The organism is Streptomyces shenzhenensis (genome assembly GCF_021462265.1).
GTDB lineage: Bacteria > Actinomycetota > Actinomycetes > Streptomycetales > Streptomycetaceae > Streptomyces > Streptomyces shenzhenensis.
This window is the reverse complement of sequence record NZ_JAJONF010000004.1, coordinates 127,728-145,240: the sequence shown is the minus strand read 5'-3', so window position 1 is coordinate 145,240 and position 17,513 is coordinate 127,728. Positions and strand designations below refer to the sequence as shown.

General features: G+C 71.4%; 17 protein-coding genes. 3 read left to right on the top strand and 14 right to left on the bottom strand.

The features are described 5' to 3' along the window. Window positions 1-132: 132 nt before the first annotated feature. The 10 genes from LQ326_RS07240 to LQ326_RS07195 all read right to left on the bottom strand — a co-directional run bounded on the left by LQ326_RS07240 (window position 133) and on the right by LQ326_RS07195 (window position 9,978). A complete protein-coding gene (locus LQ326_RS07240; protein ID WP_234533890.1) occupies window positions 133-3,114 on the bottom strand; it encodes a BTAD domain-containing putative transcriptional regulator in 2,982 nt (993 codons plus the stop codon). 321 nt (window positions 3,115-3,435) lie between these two features. After that, entirely contained in the window at window positions 3,436-3,897 is a 462-nt protein-coding gene (locus LQ326_RS07235; protein ID WP_234533888.1) for a TadE/TadG family type IV pilus assembly protein, read from the bottom strand. Then, window positions 3,894-4,313 (bottom strand): TadE/TadG family type IV pilus assembly protein, encoded by a 420-nt coding sequence (locus tag LQ326_RS07230; RefSeq protein ID WP_234533885.1) that lies wholly within the window; start codon window positions 4,311-4,313, stop codon window positions 3,894-3,896. Before LQ326_RS07230 ends, LQ326_RS07235 begins: the two co-directional genes overlap by 4 nt. Next, the gene (locus LQ326_RS07225) at window positions 4,314-4,775 is read right to left on the bottom strand and encodes a TadE family protein (protein ID WP_372496769.1); all 462 of its coding nucleotides are present in this window, start codon (window positions 4,773-4,775) and stop codon (window positions 4,314-4,316) included. A gap of 60 nt (window positions 4,776-4,835) precedes the next feature. Further along, window positions 4,836-5,087 (bottom strand): hypothetical protein, encoded by a 252-nt coding sequence (locus LQ326_RS07220; protein WP_181801646.1) that lies wholly within the window; start codon window positions 5,085-5,087, stop codon window positions 4,836-4,838. A 59-nt stretch (window positions 5,088-5,146) separates the two neighbouring features. Then, entirely contained in the window at window positions 5,147-6,067 is a 921-nt protein-coding gene (locus LQ326_RS07215) for a type II secretion system F family protein (protein WP_234533883.1), read from the bottom strand. Continuing rightward, window positions 6,064-7,038: a type II secretion system F family protein gene (locus LQ326_RS07210; RefSeq protein WP_372496777.1), complete on the bottom strand. Its 975-nt coding sequence runs from the start codon at window positions 7,036-7,038 to the stop codon at window positions 6,064-6,066. The genes LQ326_RS07215 and LQ326_RS07210 overlap by 4 nt, the downstream gene beginning before the upstream one ends. Window positions 7,039-7,077: 39 nt before the next feature. After that, window positions 7,078-8,385, bottom strand: a complete 1,308-nt coding sequence (locus LQ326_RS07205) for a TadA family conjugal transfer-associated ATPase (RefSeq protein WP_234533879.1) — start codon at window positions 8,383-8,385, stop codon at window positions 7,078-7,080. Beyond that, the gene (locus LQ326_RS07200) at window positions 8,382-9,221 is read right to left on the bottom strand and encodes a hypothetical protein (protein WP_234533877.1); all 840 of its coding nucleotides are present in this window, start codon (window positions 9,219-9,221) and stop codon (window positions 8,382-8,384) included. The genes LQ326_RS07205 and LQ326_RS07200 overlap by 4 nt, the downstream gene beginning before the upstream one ends. Before the next feature lie 16 nt (window positions 9,222-9,237). Then, window positions 9,238-9,978 carry a hypothetical protein gene (locus LQ326_RS07195; protein WP_234533875.1) on the bottom strand — a complete coding sequence of 247 codons (741 nt, stop codon included), beginning with the start codon at window positions 9,976-9,978 and terminating at the stop codon, window positions 9,238-9,240. An 854-nt stretch (window positions 9,979-10,832) separates the two neighbouring features. On the opposite strand from LQ326_RS07195, the gene LQ326_RS07190 reads away from it, so the two are divergent. From LQ326_RS07190 to LQ326_RS07180, 3 genes are read left to right on the top strand one after another with little or no spacing between them, the layout of a single operon-like run. Then, a complete protein-coding gene (locus LQ326_RS07190; protein WP_234533873.1) occupies window positions 10,833-11,201 on the top strand; it encodes a hypothetical protein in 369 nt (122 codons plus the stop codon). 1 nt (window position 11,202) lies between these two features. Continuing rightward, the gene (locus LQ326_RS07185) at window positions 11,203-12,249 is read left to right on the top strand and encodes a hypothetical protein (RefSeq protein ID WP_234533872.1); all 1,047 of its coding nucleotides are present in this window, start codon (window positions 11,203-11,205) and stop codon (window positions 12,247-12,249) included. A gap of 9 nt (window positions 12,250-12,258) precedes the next feature. Beyond that, on the top strand, window positions 12,259-14,007 hold the full coding sequence (locus LQ326_RS07180) for a hypothetical protein (protein WP_234533870.1): 1,749 nt from the start codon (window positions 12,259-12,261) through the stop codon (window positions 14,005-14,007). Window positions 14,008-14,020: 13 nt separating this feature from the next. Here LQ326_RS07180 and LQ326_RS07175 read toward each other — a convergent pair whose 3' ends face one another. The 4 genes from LQ326_RS07175 to LQ326_RS07160 all read right to left on the bottom strand — a co-directional run bounded on the left by LQ326_RS07175 (window position 14,021) and on the right by LQ326_RS07160 (window position 17,468). Further along, window positions 14,021-15,766 (bottom strand): APC family permease, encoded by a 1,746-nt coding sequence (locus LQ326_RS07175; RefSeq protein WP_234533868.1) that lies wholly within the window; start codon window positions 15,764-15,766, stop codon window positions 14,021-14,023. 54 nt (window positions 15,767-15,820) lie between these two features. Further along, window positions 15,821-16,111, bottom strand: a complete 291-nt coding sequence (locus LQ326_RS48610) for a transposase domain-containing protein (protein ID WP_372496776.1) — start codon at window positions 16,109-16,111, stop codon at window positions 15,821-15,823. Window positions 16,112-16,254: 143 nt separating this feature from the next. Next, the gene (locus tag LQ326_RS07165; protein ID WP_234533867.1) at window positions 16,255-16,851 is read right to left on the bottom strand and encodes a hypothetical protein; all 597 of its coding nucleotides are present in this window, start codon (window positions 16,849-16,851) and stop codon (window positions 16,255-16,257) included. Beyond that, window positions 16,851-17,468 carry a hypothetical protein gene (locus LQ326_RS07160; protein WP_234533866.1) on the bottom strand — a complete coding sequence of 206 codons (618 nt, stop codon included), beginning with the start codon at window positions 17,466-17,468 and terminating at the stop codon, window positions 16,851-16,853. Before LQ326_RS07160 ends, LQ326_RS07165 begins: the two co-directional genes overlap by 1 nt. Window positions 17,469-17,513 lie beyond the last annotated feature (45 nt).

The following is a 17,513-nucleotide window of genomic DNA, read 5'->3' as shown; positions in this document are numbered from 1 at the left end:
GCCCGCCGGGGCACACCGTGCGCCACTCCTCCCCGGCCGGCGCCGAGAAGCGGTATGCGGCGCGGGGCAGCAGGGCGCCGGCCGTCGCGCCCCAGAGGGCGGCGGCGGCCGGGAGGGCGAGGTCCAGGGCGGTCATCCGGTCGCGGCGGCGCCGTCGCGCCAGGCCGGGAGGAGTTCGTCCAGGAGCGCCTCGGTGCGCGGGGGCAGGCCGCGCGCACCGCTGCGGGCGACGAGGTCGGCGGCCAGGGCGCGCAGCCGCTCCGGGTCGCCGGTGGCGTGCGTGGCGCGCAGCAGCTCGTTCCAGAGGCGCTCGTCCGCCGGGGCCGTCTTCAGCGCCGCGCCGAGCGCCTCGATCGCCTTCTCCGCACGGTCCTTCTCCAGGTGGAACGCGGACAGCGCGAGGCCGATGTCGGCGACCAGGAGCGGCAGCTGCGCGTCGATGATCTCGTGGGTGAGCCAGCGGTAGCGGCCCTCCGCCCGGTCGGCGAGCAGCGGGCCGCGCACCAGGACGAGCGCGTCGGTGAGCAGCCGGCCGCGGACGGCGCGGCTGTCGACGCCCTTGCCCTGGGTGGCCTCGTGGTAGAGGGAGCGCAGCACGTCCAGGTCGGAGACGACCGACTTGGCGAGCGTGAGGCGGCCGGCCGCGTCGGCGCCCAGCCGGGGGCTGCCGTCCGGGTCGGTGCCCAGCCAGCCGCGCAGCCGCTCCAGGAGGGCGTCGCGGACGTCCTCCGTCACGCCCCGCGGCCACAGCGCTGACGACAGTACGCGCGGGTGCACGCCCTCGCGGTGCAGCAGGAGCAGGGCCAGGGCCTCGTGGAGGAGAGCGCTGCGCTCCCCGTCGGGGGTGTCCAGGCCGATGATCTCGTACGGCCCGACGAGCCGCGCGTACACCGCGGGACGGCCCTGTTCGCTGATGTCGACGAGGAACGGCGGGGTGGTGGTGGGCCCGTCCGGGTCGCGCTCGGGGTCGGCCTCCACGAAGAGTTCGACGACCGCGCGCTGCTGGACGGCGGGCAGCAGCTGGGCCTGGAGTTCGAGGCCGAGGAGCGGGGCGAGCAGCCTGCCGTCCGGGGTGATCTCCATCGCCCAGGCGGCGCCGGGCAGGTCGCCGCTCTCGGTGCCCACCAGGTAGCCGATGCCCAGTCGGCTGGCGTCGGCGGCGAGTTCGGCCAGGCGCAGGGCGTCCTGGTCGGACGGCTGGCCGGCGAGCAGGACGAGGTTCGGCGCCCAGCGGGTGTGCTGGGCGGGCCCGGTACGGCCGGTGAGGACGGAGTGGTGGTCGGCGGCGCCCAACGCGCCGCGCCGCTGCCGGGTCTCGGCCTCCATTGTCTCGAACAGCGCTTCCACGTCGTCGAGATGACGCAGCCGGTTGGGGGCGAGCGGGGTGAGCTCCGCACCGAAGCCGACCAGGGTGATGGTCATACGGTCCGACCAGCCGTTGGTGGCGAGTTCGGCGGCGACCGAGGCGAACACGGCGGCCCGGTCGGCCTCGCGGCCGCTCAGCGAGACGATGCCGGGCACGGCCTCCAGATTGAGCAGCAGCCGCGAGTCGTCCATCGTGCCGAGGCTGACGAGCCCGGGGTACGGCGCCGCGGCGTCGGTGTCCTCGTAGCGCTCGGCGTCCGCGCGGGACAGCGTCCAGAACGTCTGGTCCTGGCCGAGCTGCCAGGGCGCCGGGGGTTTGCCGGCCGGCTGGGCCAGTTGGAGATGCAGATCGCCGTGGCTGAGCCAGGCGGCGTAGACGACGGGCAGGGAGCGGGACTCGGCGGTGAGGGCGGCGGCGAGTCCGCGCAGCGACCGGTCGAGCAGGCGTACGCCGTCCGGGTCCGCGCCGACCAGCAGCGCGTCCTGCACGTCCTGGGCGTCGCCGGTCGGGATGGGCGGCTCCATGCCGCGCCGGCCGCCGACGGCACCGAGCGCCGACTGCCACAGGGCCTGCCGGCGTCGGCGGCCGAGGGCGGCGAGCAGGCCGGCGGCGAGGAGGGGGGCGCCGAGGAGAGCCTCGGGGAGGCCGAAGGAGGAGTGCCCGGAGCTCTCCTGGGCGTGCGCTGCGGGGGCACCGGTGTCGCCGCTCTGGTGCGGGCCGGGCGCGGTGATCTGCGCGGTGGCGCCCTCTTCGCCGGCGTGCTGCCCGCCGCCCTGCTCCCGGTGCTCCTGGTGCTCCTGGTGCTGCTGCTGGGCGTGGTCGCCGGTCCTCGCGTAGTCGCCGATCTGCTGCCGGACCTCCGGCGAGACATGCGCGTCGGGGTTCTCGACGAGTTCGCCGCCGTGCGCGTCGCCGGGCATCTCCATGATCCAGCCGGGCCGGATCAGGCTGGCCTCGGAGAGCCGGGAGCCGTCGGGCTGGACGCGGTCCTTGTTGAGTTCGTAGATCTCCTTGTACCGGCGGCCGTCACCGAGGTGGCGCTGCGCGATCTCCCACAGGGAGTCGTGGTGACGGCCCTCGGGCGGCTGGATCCGGTAGTACTTCGTCGCGCCGTGCGTGGCGGTGGAGCCCTGTTCGGCCTGGGCCGAGACATGACTGGCCTGCTCGGCGAGGGCGGCGGCGGTGTTCTTCGCCTGCTCCTGCTGCTGGGCGAGGATGCCGGGGGTCGCCTGCGCGGTGGCCACCGTGCCCTTCTGGTTGCCCTCAAGGCTGTGGCCGAGCTGCGAGAGGCCCGGGGTGAGGCTGGCGGCGGTGGCGCCGACCAGCAGCAGGGCGGCGACGAGCTGCCGGGCGAGCAGCTGGCTGGGACCGGCGCCGGGGACCCGGCCGGGCAGGCCGACACCGGAGACGGCGGCCTTGACCTCCACGAGCACGCAGGCCGTGAACTGGGCCCAGGCCAGCCAGACGACGACCGTCAGCGCGTTCAGGAACGTCTGGACGTCGATCGGCTGCGACAGCCAGTCCATGCTGGGCGCGCTGCGCGGCAGGGGCCAGCCGACGGTCACGGCGAGGGCGCCGGGGACGCCGACGACGAGAACGAGCAGCACCACGAAGGCGAGGAACGCCTTGACGACATCCCCGAACGTGCGCCGGCGCAGCCGCACCGGCTGCGGGGTGCGGTTCCGCGGACCGGACGGACCGGTCCCCGTCGGTCTTCCCGTCGAGCTTGGTGTGCCGCGTCGCGCCATGGCGGGTGTCCCGTGGTCGTGTGTGGAAGGAGTGGGCCGGGGGCACATCGAGCCAGCCGAAGTCCCCTTGCCGATCCTATTGACTGGCACCGACAGCGTCGAAGGGGGAGAACGGCCAACGACCGCCCGAATCATCCGTTTTCACCAACCTGCCCCCGATTCGCCGGAGTTACCCGCACCCACCCCGCGCACACTCCCTCCACACACCCCGCACACCCCCCGTACCGGTGACGCCGGCCGCGCCGGATCCGCACACTCCGCCCGACGACAACCGCCCACCCCAGCAGGGCCACGGCAAGGGCAAGGACAAGGGCGGAGCGCCTAGCCGACCTCGTTCTCGGCCGTCGCCTGGCCGTGCACCACGATCGCGCCGCCGTAGAACATGCCGGTGAAGACGGGGTCGTACGTCAACTGGACCTCGACCTGGACCCGTTGTTCGTCGGCGAAGACGCAACGGGTGCCGGCGACGTCGGCGGCGGACATGTCCATCTCGCGGGCGAAGGTCTTCACCCGGGCGTCGCAGTCCTGGAAGTTGATCGGGGCGCCGCCCTGGTTCTGGTACAGCTTGTCCAGGTCGATGTCCTGGGCCGCGTAACGGGCCGCCTGTTCCGCGATGTCGGCGGCCCGTTCGCGCTTGGAGATGGACAGGCCGCCGTCGATGACGAACGCCGACAGGGTGAGGAAGACCAGGGCGAAGATGATGACCGCTCCCGCGCCCGAACCCCGGTCGTCGAGACGGAGCCGGCGTGCGGTCCACCAGCTGCGCAGCACCGCAAGGCTCATGCTGCCCTCCGGAAGGGGTCCAGCGGCGAGGAGAAGCTCGCGGTGAGCCTCGTCGGGATGTCCAGGCCGAGCATGGCCAGGCCCCGCACCTGGCAGCTCACCTCGACCGTGAAGATGGAGTCGGGCTCGAAGCCCGCGCTGGTCTGGACGACGGAGACCGGACCGGAGCAGACGTCCGCGAGGTCCGCCTCGGCGGCCTTCTGGGCCTCCGCCATGGCCGTGGCGTGGTCCTTCTGGATGGACCCGGCGCGAGCCGCGTCGCGCGCGGCGCCGTCGACCGCGCCGCGCCCGTCGACGAGCTGGCCGAAGGCGACCAGGACGAGAATGAACAGGATCATGACCGGGGCGAGGATGACGACCTCGACGGTCGACAGCCCCCGGTCGTCGTGCCGAAGTCGTTCCGCTGCGGAGGACATCTAGTTCCCGTCCTCCACGAAACGCTCCACCGGCCCCGCGGACCGTGCGTGCACCGTCAGGTCCAGGCCAGGGAACACCGTCGGGATGCGGGCCGTGATCTCGACGCCGACCGTGTGCTGCTCCGGCTGGACCGTCTTCACGTCGGGCGACAGGACCAGTTGCGGCCCGAGTTGGCTGATGTAGGAGTCGACCACGTCCCGGGCCTCACCGCGCCAGGCGCCGGGCTCGGCGTCGGCGGTGGCGCGGGCCTTGCGGGCGCCGGCCTGGGCGGCCGCCTGGGCCACGTGGTCGGCGAAGAAGTACAGCGCGAACTGCACCGTCGCGAAGATCATGAAGAAGAGAACGGGGGTGAGGAACACGAACTCGATGGCCGTCATGCCCGAGTCGGCCGACTCACCGCGCGCGACGGCCGCCCGGCGGCGTACCCAGCCACCCAGGCCTCTGCTCACGCCCCCAGACATCCCCGTCACCCGCGTCACCCCCGTCACCCCGTCACCCCGTAGAAGTACCTGTACGCCCGCTCAGCAGGTCCCGCTCGCGTTGGCACCCTTGATGCAGTTGCCGACCTTGTTGGCGCCGTCGCTCAGCGCGGCGTTGATGATGGCGGCCACCACGCCGACGATCGCCACGACGACCGCCGAGATGATGACCCATTCGACGGCGGAGGCACCGCGGTCGAGTTCGCCGGAGCGGGCGCGCTGCACACGGCCCTGGAGGAAGGTGACCAGGAAGTCCACCGCAGGGATCCCGGTGCTGAAGTTCCGTGCGTTCATGATGTCTTGTCCTCTCGAAACAGCAGTTGGCGAAGGTTCTCGATTCAGCTCGGGTCAGCTCACACCTGGAACACCCGCATCGCCGCCGGGAAGATCAGGAAAACCAGGAAGCCGGCGCACAGCAGCAGCTGGGCGACGAGCATCGACTGGGACTTCTCGCCCGCGCTGCCCTCGATCTCGGCGAGTTCGCGGTGGCGCATGGTCTCGGCGCGGGAGGCGAGGGACTCACGGACCTTGGCGCCGTCGTCCGCGACCAGGGCGAGGGAGGCGGAGAGATCCTTGAGCTCCTCCACGCCGAGTTCCTCGCCGAGCGCGCCGAGCGCCTGCCACTGGCTGACACCGGTGATCCGGGCGTCGGAGAGAGCGTTGCGGATGCGCTGGTTGGCCCAGCCGTCGGAGACCTCGGCGGCCGCCATCAGGGCCTCGGGGAGGCCGCGGCCACCGGCGAGGCTCATCGACACCAGGTCGAGGTAGGCCCCGATGACCCGCCTGAGGTCCCGGCGCTTCTCGGCCGCGTCCCGTCGTACCTCCAGGTCGGGCAGGAAGAAGAACAGGGCCGCGCAGGCCAGGGCCAGCCAGACCGGGACGACCGGGCTGCGCCCGAAGCCCATCGTGTAGACGACGGCGAAGAGGAAGGGGCCGAAGATCAGCCCGGCCGCCGCGAGCAGCACCTTGGTCGCCAGGAACCTCTCCCAGCTGCGGTCGAGGACGGCGAGGTCGGCGCGGAGCGAGCGCTGTTCCCAGCCCTGCTGCCGGTAGAACTCGGCGACCCGCGCGCCGACTTCGGCGCGCAGCGAGCCGAGCCTGCCGGTGTCCTGGGTCGGCCGCGCCGACTCGTAGGCCGCGCCGCGCGCCCGCATCGCGTCGATCCGGGCGACCTGCGCGACCGCGCTGCGCCGGGACGGCATCAGGGCGCGGATCAGGGCGTAGACGCCGAGACCCAGGATCACGCCGACGAGGATCGGCATCGTGAGGTTCACCGGCGGGCTCCTTCCTCGGTGGGCAGCGTCTGCTGGCCCGGGCCGCCCGGTGCGCCGGATGCGCCGGGACCGGTGCGGGGCGGTCGTACGAACTGCACGGAGGACTGGTCGCGGACCAGGAACCGTTCCGGGGTCTCGATGGTGGACAGCTTGCGCAGCCACCAGAAGCCGAGCGCGAACAGGCCGCAGACCAGGGCGAGTACGAGCTGGCCGACGGCGGTGCCGTACGGCGCCACGAAGTCGCGGTTGAAGACGGCGAGGCCGAGGACGAAGGCGACCGACACGGCGACGACGATCTGGACGGAGCGCCGGGTGGACGCCCGCTGGGCCATCACGCGCTGCCGCATGTCGACCTCCTCGCGGGCCGACTTGGCGAGCGCGCCCAGCACTTGGCGCAGACCGGGCCCGCGCAGCCGCGCGTTGAGAATGAGAGCGGCCACGATGATGTCCGCCGACGCGTCGTCGATCTCGTCGGCGAGTTGCTGGAGCGCGTCCGGCAGCGGGGTGCGGGCACGCAGCCGGTCCACGAGGGCGTCGAGGTGGGGCCGCAGGACGGGCGCGGCGGCACGGCCCGAGGCCGGGATGGCCTGCTCCAGGCCGACCGCGCCGGCGATGGTGTCGCGCAGCGACTCGGTCCAGGAGGCGAGGGCCTCCACGCGCTTCATCGCGGCCCGCTCCTCGGCGGCGCCGCCGAACAGCCTGTCCCAGAAGAAGACCAGGACACCGGCGGCGATACCGGCCACCGCCCAGCGGGTCAGCAGGAGCACGGCGAGCCCGATGATGGCTGCCAGGGAACCACGCTGACCGGCGAACCGGATCAGTTCGGCGGCCCGTTGGTCGGCCTTCTGCTTCTCGTGGTCGGGCTTGGCGGGCAGCCCGCGGATCGCCAGGATCAGCAGCGCGAGTCCGCCGCCGGCGGCGACTCCGCAGCCGAGGGCGTAGAGGACCGTGGTGGAGAAGAGCCCGCCCATGGAGCCCAGCGAGCCCAGAGAATCCAGGTTCATGTCACGTCACCCCCAGGCCCCGTGCGGCTGGTAGCCGTAGGCCATCAGGTCCTCCAGGCAGGCTATGGGCGCGTGCGGTACGACCCGGCCGTCGGGTGCCTCCGCGAAGACCTCGCTGGACAGCACCCGGCCGTCGACGCCGTTGACCTCGCGCACCGAGGTGACCATGCGCTGGAGACGGCCGCCGGCCTGGTAGTCGTTGCGCCGCTGGATGAAGACGACGAAGTTCACCGCGCCCGCGATCAGCATCTGGCTGGCCTCGATGGGCAGCCGCTCGGAGGCCTGGAGCGCGTACGTCGAGATACGGTTGAAGACTTCGCTGGAGCTGTTGGCGTGAATCGTGGAGAGCGACCCGTCGTTGCCCTGCGACATCGCGTTGAGCATGGTGACGATCTCGTCGCCGAGGACCTCACCGACGATGACCCGGGACGGGTTCATACGGAGCGAGCGGCGGACCAGCTCCGCCATGGTGATGGCGCCCTGGCCCTCGGAGTTGGGCAGCCGCTCCTCGAACGCCACGACGTTCGGATGCAGGTCGTGGAAGGTGTCGAGCCCCAGTTCCAGGGCGCGTTCGACGGTGATGAGCCGCTCGTGCGGGGGGATCTCATTGGCGAGGGCACGCAGCAGGGTCGTCTTGCCCGCGTTCGTCGCGCCCGCGATCATGATGTTCTTGCGGGCCCGGACGGCGCAGGCCATGAAGTGCGCGACCTCGGGTGTCAGCGTGCCGTTGCCGACGAGGTCGGAGATGAACACCTTGCCCATGCGGGCACGACGGATGGACAGCGCGGGCCGCCGGGTGACGTCCATGACGGCGGAGAGCCGGGAGCCGTCGGGAAGCCGCAGGTCGAGCTGCGGGTTGGCCGAGTCGAAGGGCCGGGACGACAGACCGGAGTAGGCACCGAGCACCTGGATGAGCTCGATGAGCTCCTCATCGGTCTCGGCGACGGGATCCCCGGTGACTTCCCGGCCGTCGCTGTACCCCACGAAGACCTGGTCGCACCCGTTGATGTCGATGTTCTCGACCTCGGGGTCGTCGAGCAGCGGCTGCAGCCGCCCCACCCCGAACAGCGCCGCGTGCACGGCGGCCGCGTACTGCTCCTCGGTCTCCGCGTCCAGCGGGGTGCGTCCGGCGTTGATCTCCGCGCGGGCGTACTCCTCCAGGATCTGGGCTATGACCGCGCGGGCGTACTGCCGTTCGTCCTCGGTGGACATCGGCGTCACGCCGGACGCCTGGTCCTGGCGGCGCTGCTCGGCGATCCGGTCGCCGGCGTCCTGCCGGAACCGCTTGACCAGCTGGTGGTCGACAGCGGTCATCGGCCGGCCCCCGCGTGTGGTGCCTGCGTCGGTACGGACCAGGCGGCGCCGTACTGCTGGTGGAGGTCGGCGGTGACCTTGCGGGCCGAGCGGATGAGCAGGGACTTGTCGAGGCGCCCGCGCTTGCGGCCGGCCAACTGGTCGGCGCCGGCCGGGTCGTCGGCGATGGTGCCGACCACGCGGGCGCCGGTCTGGGCGTGCACGAGCATGTCGTTGACCTGGCCCACCAGCTTGCCGGCGCCGGCCGGGTCGGCGACCAGGACGACACCGATCAGCGGGGTGGCGAGGGCGGCGGCGCCGCGCGGACCGCCGTGCAGCTTGTGCGCGAGGGCCGCGGCCCGGTCCCGGACCCGGGCCAGCGCCTCGGGCTCGGTCCGCGACACGAGCAGGACGAGCGCCGCGTGCGGGAACATCTCCACGGCCGGGGTGTCGCCGCTGATCCGCCCGCAGTCGGCGATGACGTCCGCCGGGGCGTTCGGGGAGTCGGCGAGGGCGGCGAAGGCGTGCCCGAGGGTGGGCCACAGCCCGGCGAGCCCGGCAGCGTGCTCGGCTATCCCGAGCCCGACGAGCACCTCGAGGCCGCCGCTCAACGGCTGCACGTGGTCCCAGAGTTGGTCGGGTACGAGGCCGCGTCGCGCGGTGGCGGCGATGGACAGCATGCCGGTGTTGGGGTTGAGCGGTCCGCCGTGCGCGGCGGCACTGCGGTAGACGAGGTCGCCGCCGGCCGGGTCGGCCTCGGCGAGCAGGACCCGGCGCGGCCAGACCGCGGCCAGCGCGACGGCCGCGGTGGTGACGCCGGGGGAACCCTTGTCGGCGGCGATTGCGATGAGCGCCATGGGTGGGGGCCGCCTTCTAGTTGCCGTTGCCGGATACGCCGGGCACAAGGACGAGGGCGACCGAACCGGTGGCGGCGGCCTGGGCCAGCTCCGCGGCCTTGTCGCTGTCGACGGTGAGCGTGATGGCGTAGTTGGTGCTGCTGACCAAGTCGGAGCTGCTCCTGTCCTCCGGTACGGCGCTGACCTTGGCGTCGCTCGTGATCGGCGAGTCGGTGCCGGCGGAGGAGGACGAACCGCCTGAGGACGAGCCGTTGGAGGACGAGGAGGTGCTCACGCGGTAGGCGGCCACGGTGTCGCCCACCTCGAGACCGCTCGGGTACTGGCCCTCCTTGAGGGCGAGGCCGACGGTGGACTTGCCGGCGGGAAGCTTGCTGCCACTGCCGAACATCTCGCCGACGGCGACGGCACCGGCCGGGATGGCGCTGATGGCCTTCAGCTTCTTCAGGCTCTCCAGCTGGGACCACCTGACGTAGTGGATGCTGGAGTCGTCGGCGACCATGACGGAGGTCACGTTGCTCCCGGTCACGGACGAGCCGGCCGGGATCTCCTGCGTGACCTTTATGACCTCGATCCGCTTGCCGGCCTGCAGCACGAGCGTCGTCGCCCCCAGCGCACCCAGCAGAATCAGCAGCACCGCGAGCGCGGCCAGCGCGGGCTTGCGCTCCCGTGGGGCGGTGGGAAGCCGGTCACCGGCCGAGGGCTGAGCCGGACCCGCGGAACGACCGGCGCCCGCCCCCGTACGCTCTTGGATCTTCACGCAACCGCTCCCCGTTACAGCCAAGACAGTCTCTGTCAAGAACTCTGAAAACCTGTCAACGCCTGTCGCCGTGCCTGCCGGTACAGCGAAAGCGGACACTCCACACGAATCACCCCGACCCGGCCAAATACTCGGCCGCGGGGTGAGTGTCAAGCGATCGCACCGTATCAGCCGTACATAAGCCCCTCAAGGCACGCCGGAACTCCTTGACCGCACCGAAATCGTCGTTGCGATCTGCAACTACGTTGGCCTGTGCGGCGGTTGGGATGTGGGAGACGGACAGGCATTCCGAACTGTGCGCAGGCGAATCCCCAACACCCCGTCCACGGCCGAGTGGACCCCCGACGCCCTCACCGCGCGCCCATGAGGTCTGCACGAGGTGCTCACGCCGGCCAGCCCGGAACGCCGGGGCCCGGACGGCGAGTTCCGCCCTCCGGGTCCCGGAGGGCGGACCCCGGACGGCGGCCCGAGCAGGATCAAGGATCACCCGGCCGGGCGAAGGGGTCCGCCACCCCGAGCGGACCCTGAGGAGCGACTGCTGGGCGGGTGTCCCTCCGGACGCCTGCCCGCCGGACCGTTGGGGCTTGTTGTGGAGGGTGCCCCTGCGTCGCCTGGGCGCGGGGTGCGGTGGCGGGTGCGGCCATGTCCTGCCGTGGTGTCCGACGGCCGGCCTCCCTTCAGGTGCCCGAAGATCTCGCCGTGGGGCGGCCGTGACCCGTGGCGACAGAACCACCGCGCTGGTGGACACGAGCCGTCGCCGACGGAGTCGTCGGCGTCTGTGCCTGCTCCGTCAGGCCCGATACCCTGGACGGAATCGAGGTGGGATCGGATCTCGACGACATGGGGGCCGGTAAGTGGCAGCGGTGATCTCGGTGTCCGTGAGAGGCGCGTTACTCGGGTTGGACGATCCGGAGCGGATCCGGAGCGAACTCGAGGCGGGGACTGGTCTGGAATGGCGCCGCGAGGAGGTCGACCACGGGTGGGTGCTGACCGGCGGCATCGTCGAGATCCTGCTGGTGGCCGCTGTCTCCAAGCTCACCGAGGAGTCCCTCGGCGCGGCCCTGAACGCCACGAAGCGGGCCGTCGAGCGGTGGCGGGCCGGCCGGTTGGATCCGCCGCAGGCCGAGGTCGAGGTGAGGTCCGCGCCGCCGTCGTCCGCGGACGCTCCGACAGGCCTCCCGGACGAGGGCGGGCCCAGGGGATCCGAAGGAGTGAACGGCTGAGATGGCTTCACGTGCACTGGTGATCGCACCTGGGGAGTACCAGCCGGGATCGAACGTCCCCGGCTGGCCCACCATCGCCGCGAGCGGACGTATGTACAGAGAGATCCTCGCGGGCGACAGGCTCTGGGGTGCGGACGGCTGCCGGGTGCTCGGCCCGGACGAGGTGGGGACGATCGACGGGGTGATGCGTGCCTTGGAGGAGACCGCCGCCGAGACCGGCCCTTCGGACACGCTGCTCGTCGTCTACGTCGGCCACGGAGCCTGCTGGGGCGACGTCCCCGCCGGGGACCAGGTCCACTTCTCGGTGGGCACGTCCCAGGACCGGGCTCCGTGGACGTGGTTGAACAGCTGGTACGTGTACCGCGCCATGCGCAGGGCCGCGGCTGGGCTGAAGGTCCTCATCGCCGACTGCTGCTACTCACACAGACTGGGCGACCTGGGGCCGGCCGGGGAGGAGCCGAAGCTGCCGGGTGTGATGGGCGGCCAGTTCGAGGGTACCTGCGTCCTCAGCGCTCTCGGCCAGGATGCCGCCCTCGCCGGTCCGCTCGCCTCCGCCGAGGGGTGTCCGGGTCTCCCAGCGCCGTTCGACCAGTGCACTCCGTTCAGCGGACACTTGCTCAACGTCCTTTCGCGAGGCATTCGGGACCGCAAGGACCAGCTCACCTTCGGGTTGCTCCGGGAGGCCATCAAGGCCGAGATGGAGAAGTGCACCTCAGGTCATCCGCAGCCGCGGATGGTACTCAGGGACGCTCCCGACGGAACCCAGATCTTCACCAACCGGATGGCCGTCGACCAGCGTGCGGATCCGTCGCTGCCCACCGATCGGCACGGCTGGATCGACTGGTTGAGGGGCGACCCGGACGCGCGTATCCCGTACCTGCTGAAGGACGAGTGCACCACCGCCGACATCGTCTCCGCCCTGTGCGACAGAGGGGACGACGACAGCCTGAAGCTGGCGGAGCACATCGATGTGCGGGCGAACGACGCCTACCGTTCCCCGGACGTCTTCGCCAGATACTTCAGCCGGATGGAGCGTCGGGCAGCTTGAGCGTCGCACATGAGTAGGGCTCGCCCCGGAGCCGAGGGCTGGCTGGACGACGATCGGACGTGGAGCGTCCGGTACTCCTGGGTGACCCGGAGCAGCACCGAAGAAGTCGCGGCGCGCGTGCAGGCCCTTCGGGAGGGCAACGAGAGCATGGGCGAACCGCCTCGGCCCGCCGTCGCGATCCGGGTGCTGTACGCCTTCGCGATCCAGCGGTCGACCGACCAACTGATCGAGGCGGCGGTCAAGTTCCACTTCTACGACGCGGTGAACGTACTGGCGACGGCAGCGCTGTGGCGAAGCATCGGCGATGCGGCCGACCTCGTGTGCCGCCAGTCGGAGAGGGACGGCGCCGCTGCTCCGGGCGGGGCCGGGCAAGGGGAGCGGCAGCAGCCGGAACCTGAGATTGCCGAGTACCGGCCCTCCGCGCTGAGCAAGGGCATCGTGCACGATGTGGCCCGTCAGCGCACGGCGCTCGATGTGGCCCGGTTCGTAAGGGAGTTGCGCGGGCGGGACAAGCAGGACCTCGTCGACGCCACGCTGACCACGTTCAGCGAGAAGCGGACCCTGCTCGACACGGCGCTGCTGTATCTCGGGCTGCGCGACGAAGGGTGCGAAGAGGCGGCGGTGGACCTTCTGGGACGGGCCGTGCAGAGGATCAACACCTCCGGTGCGCGGCAGTCCGACACGACGACGCCGGCCGGGCTCAACAACCTGGTCGCGGCCCTGCGCATGCTCAGCCCGGCCGAGCCGGTGCTGGAGAACTGGATCGACGCGCGGCTGGCCGACACGGATCTGGTGGGGCCCACCAGGGACACCGTCGCCAAGCTGATCGCGGGCTCGGAGCACAGCCCGGACGCCCTCATCGAGCATGTTGGCAAGCGGTTGAAGTACCACAACGTGGCAGCGGTCTGCCGGGAGCTGGCGGAGAGCGCCCCGGAGCGTTGCGAGGCCGTCCAGAATCAGGCCGCGGCACGCGAGGAACTGCATGAACTCGCCGAGATCATCAGCCGCTGGCAGAAGTTCGAGACCGTGGCGAGGACCAGGGTCGATCTGTATTCCAAGGTCGTGGCCCGTGGCGTGGCATGGGCCGCCGGACCGCGCTCCCCCGTCGAGATCGAGACTCTCGTGAAGGAGTTGAAGAACATCGACGCCGACCCGGAGTGCTGGCGCCTGCTGTGGATAGCCGCGGCAGAACACGTCGACGGCCGGGCCGGTGGCGAGCTGGTGCGACTGCAGACGGAGATCGAGCGTTCCCGGGACATGTACCGGGTGGCGCGGACCGTCGCCCGCCGGCTCACCGCAGGACTGCTCAGCGGGAGTGTCGACCCGGCGGTGTTCGCCGACTATGTCACGGCGCAGCAGGTGCAGGGCAACCGCGGCAGGATCGCCGCGGACGACGCCTGCAAGGAGTTGTCGGATCCCTCCGACCCCGAACTGGCCGGGGTGCCGATGGGCGGCGTCGTCGCCGAGACGGCCGTCCGCCTCTACAGCAACGGAACGGACCCGGCCTGGGGCCAGGAAAAGGCCTGGGACCTGCTGGAGCGCTGTCTGGAGAACGAGCAGCGGATCACCCCCGCAGACGTGGTCGTGATCACCGAGCGGTTGCGGGCCAGCCGGGTGGACGGGCGGCGCCAGCGCTTGCTCTACCGGGGAACGGTCGGCCGGTGGGCGGACGCGGCGCGCCGCGAGGAAACAATCCTCCTGCTGAGGGGCAGGGGCTTCGAAGAGGAGGCCGAGCAGGTCGTGGAGTCGGTTCACTAGCCTCCAGGCGCGGCTACCGCTGCGGTTCCTGGGACCGTCCCCGGTCTCGTTCGCGGAGCTGGGAGGTCGGTAGCGGCAACAGCGGCTCCACCCGCCCGATATGGCGCTTGGAGGCCCACACCATGCCGCAGAACGCAGCCAGTGCCGTGGCCCCCACGGCCCCGCCCCACAGATAGAACGCGAGACGGTGCGGGGCACCGGGCTCGGGGTTGCCGAACAGAGTGCAGACCATCAGCAGCGCCAACATGCCGAGAAGGCAGGCCGCGGCTTGCGCGGCCGGGTCGGAGCCCAGCCGGCGAAAGCGCGTCACATGCTCCCGGGCGTCGTAGAACCGTCCCAGCGTGGGGAACTGCCGGGCCAGTACCGGGAATCCGAGCAGCAGCACGCAGCCGACGGCGAGCACGGCCATCCCGTGCCACAGGTCTGTCCACCCGGCTCCGTACAGGATCAACGCGATGAGGACGAAACTGATCCAGGCCGCGTGCCGACGGGCCCGGTTGCGGCTCGGCGAGACCGGCGGCAGCTTGTCGCGCAAGGAGACCAGGGCAACGCCGGGAACGGCGTACACGACGAGGGTCAGCACCCCGTCCGCCGCGACGAGGGTGTGCCACCGCCCGCCCATCGCGAGCAGCGCGACCACCCCGACGACGAAGTCCACCGCCAGCACCAGCCAGTAGACGTCCCTGCCGCGCAGAGTGGTCGTGCGCATCGTCTGCAGGCCCCGGTGGGTGAGGTGGGCGCGGCTGAGCGTGGCGACCTCGCGGGTCAGGGCATGGGTGAAGACCAGCCCGGCGCCCATCGGGGAGAGCACCGAGTTGATCCGCAGACACCACCCCAGCCAGGCCATCGAGGAGACGAAGGCGAACTGGGTGTAGGGGGAGTCCGGGTCGCCCGGCGACCACTGCGCCTGGACCTGGCCCTGACGAGAGCTGAAGACGACCTGGAGGAGGATGTAGAGCACGGTTGTGCCGACGATCGTGCCGTAGACGGCCCAGCGCAGCCGGGCATGCTCGGTCAGCCGGCCCTCGGTCCTGACGTTTCCGGCGAAGTCCAACGGGCCCTGGAATCCCACATAGGCGTAGATCACCCCGCTGTCCACCACCGCGGCCAGGACCGCGCCGTACCCTCCGGCGCCGCCGGTCCCGCCCACGGCCCCGCCCCCTTGGGGGTGATCGAATCCGGACGCGACGAACAGAGCTATGGTGAGCAGCGGGACTACGACCTTCACCACGGTCAACCAGGAGTTGCCGATCCGCACCAGCCGCGGGACGAGCAGGTTGGTGGCCGAGATCACCGCCATCAACGCCAGCGAGCAGACCCAGCCCCAGGCGGTCAGCGCGGTCCCGGCCCCCATCAGGAACGTGAGATGTATGGACGCGAGCCCCTTGGTCATCGCCACGGACTCACTGGCCGCGTTGATCGCGTAGAAGATCCACAGTCCCGCCGCGGCCACGATCGCCACCAGCGGCCCGCTGCTCTGCAGCGGAAGGAAGATGAGCCCGCCGGTTTTCGGTGCGGCCGTACCCAACTCCACCATCACGCCGGCCACGACCAGCATGACCAGCCCGCCTATCAGCCAGGCCCACGGAGCGTAGCTTCCGGCCTTCCGGTAGGCGTCGTCCGCGCCCAGCAGCCAACCGGAGCCGATCGTCCCCCCGGCGGCGAGTCCGAAGAGCTGGAACAGCGAGAGCCGACGCCGTTCGTCGGATGACAAGTACTCCTTCGACTGGCCGCTGGTGGACCGCACCTGCAAGGCCATCCTCTGTCCCCCGAGTAACGTCCACTGATGGTTGGCGCCTGCTGTGACGACAGGTTACAACTCGCGGTTGGCTTTACATGATGCTTCATCAGCTTCTCCTGCCCATGCGGTATACGACGAAGTCACGTGGTCCCGTCGCACGTCGGTGCCATGGGGACCGGCTGCGCCGCCCGGCACTCGTGACCTCGGTCCACAGTTCTTGCCGCCGGGCAGAGAGGCGGCGAGCTTGCGCCATACGCCGGGGTATCCCGCCTCCGGGAACAGGCACGCGGCCGGGACCGGGTACACCACGACCCGCGAGGGCAGATCCCGTGGCCGCGACTGCGCAGCCCTGGTCGCGCTCAGCGCCGCATCGACCGGTCTTATGAACGGCTTGTCTTGGTCAACTGCCAGTTCTACCCGGGGCTCCGCTCCTCATGTCCGACGAGACCGCACCTCAAGGCCCCCCTGGACAACCCCGCCCGAGCCATGACTCCACGGCCTTACGGCTAGCCCGTGACGCGGACGGTCGCCGCCAGCTCGTCGGTCAGCTCACACAGTTCATCCGTGCGGGCCAGTGCCTTCCAGGACGTGAGCAGGACGAGCCCCCATGTCTCGTCGGCCCGGATGCCGTACGCGCACGTCTCCATCACCGTCCCCAGCCCGTCCCGGCCGACGTCCTGGACGTACGCGTGCCGCACACGCACCGCCGGACCCACGGGAAGAGTACGGAGCTCGGCCTCGGGCGGCCGGTAGGAGACCGGAGTGGGAGCGGCGAGGTAGCGCTGCAGGAGTTCGACGGTCAGGACCGGATGCGTGTCGTCCGCGACCAGCGCGCTCAACTCGATCCGGGCGAGCTCCCCGAGGCGCGGCTCGGGGACGTACGACAGCGCGGTGATCGGGCCACGCTCGCGGGAGTCGGCGGCGGCCTCCCGGAGTTCGGTGGCGAGGGCCTGGCGGAGCCGGGGTTCGCCGTCCGCACCGACGCGGCCCACGGCCGCCTCCGCAGCCCATGCGTTCAGGTCGACCCCCGTCACCCGCACCGGCAGGGACACGGCGTCCTCGGGCACCCTCACACGCACCGTGGACGTGGCGAACTCGGGCATCAGGCCATCCATTGCAGAGTGCGGGCGACGGAGTCGAAGAGACCGACCAGGGCGTCCGCCAGCGGCTCCATCGGCGTGGAGAAGGAGAGCAGCAGTCGCTGGTCGCTGTGCGGGACGGCGAGGCAGACGTCCAGGTGGGTGACAGGGAGCTTGTTGCCGTCGGGGTCGTCGGGGGAAGGGCGGCGCACATAGCGGTGGCGTACGGCGGGACCGGCGGGGAGGTCGACGAGGGTGACGTCCTCGGCGGTCGCGCGCAGCGCGAGAGAGCGGGTGATGTCCCCGAGGTCGCCGGCCTCGGTTCCGGGGGGCGGCCGAAGCACGGTGACGACCAGGCCGGCGGATACCGGGACCTGGCCGAGGACCTGGTTCATGACATACATCTCGACGCCGCCGTTGGCGTGCGCCGCCTCGGCCTGCTCCCGCATCCGCTCCGCGAGCGCGGCCTCAAGCCGCGGACCGGCCTTCGTCCGCCGCAGACCGCGCTTGACGACCTTGTCGATACGGTGCGCCCACCGCTCGGGATCGAGCACGATCCGCTCCCAGCCCTCGGGAACGGCGAGGCGGTAGTCGGAGGGGGGTGCGGGGTGCGGATCGGAGGCGCCGGCCGCCCCGGACACGCCCGTGCTCCTCCCGCCCGCACCGACCGCGCCGGCTGTACCGGC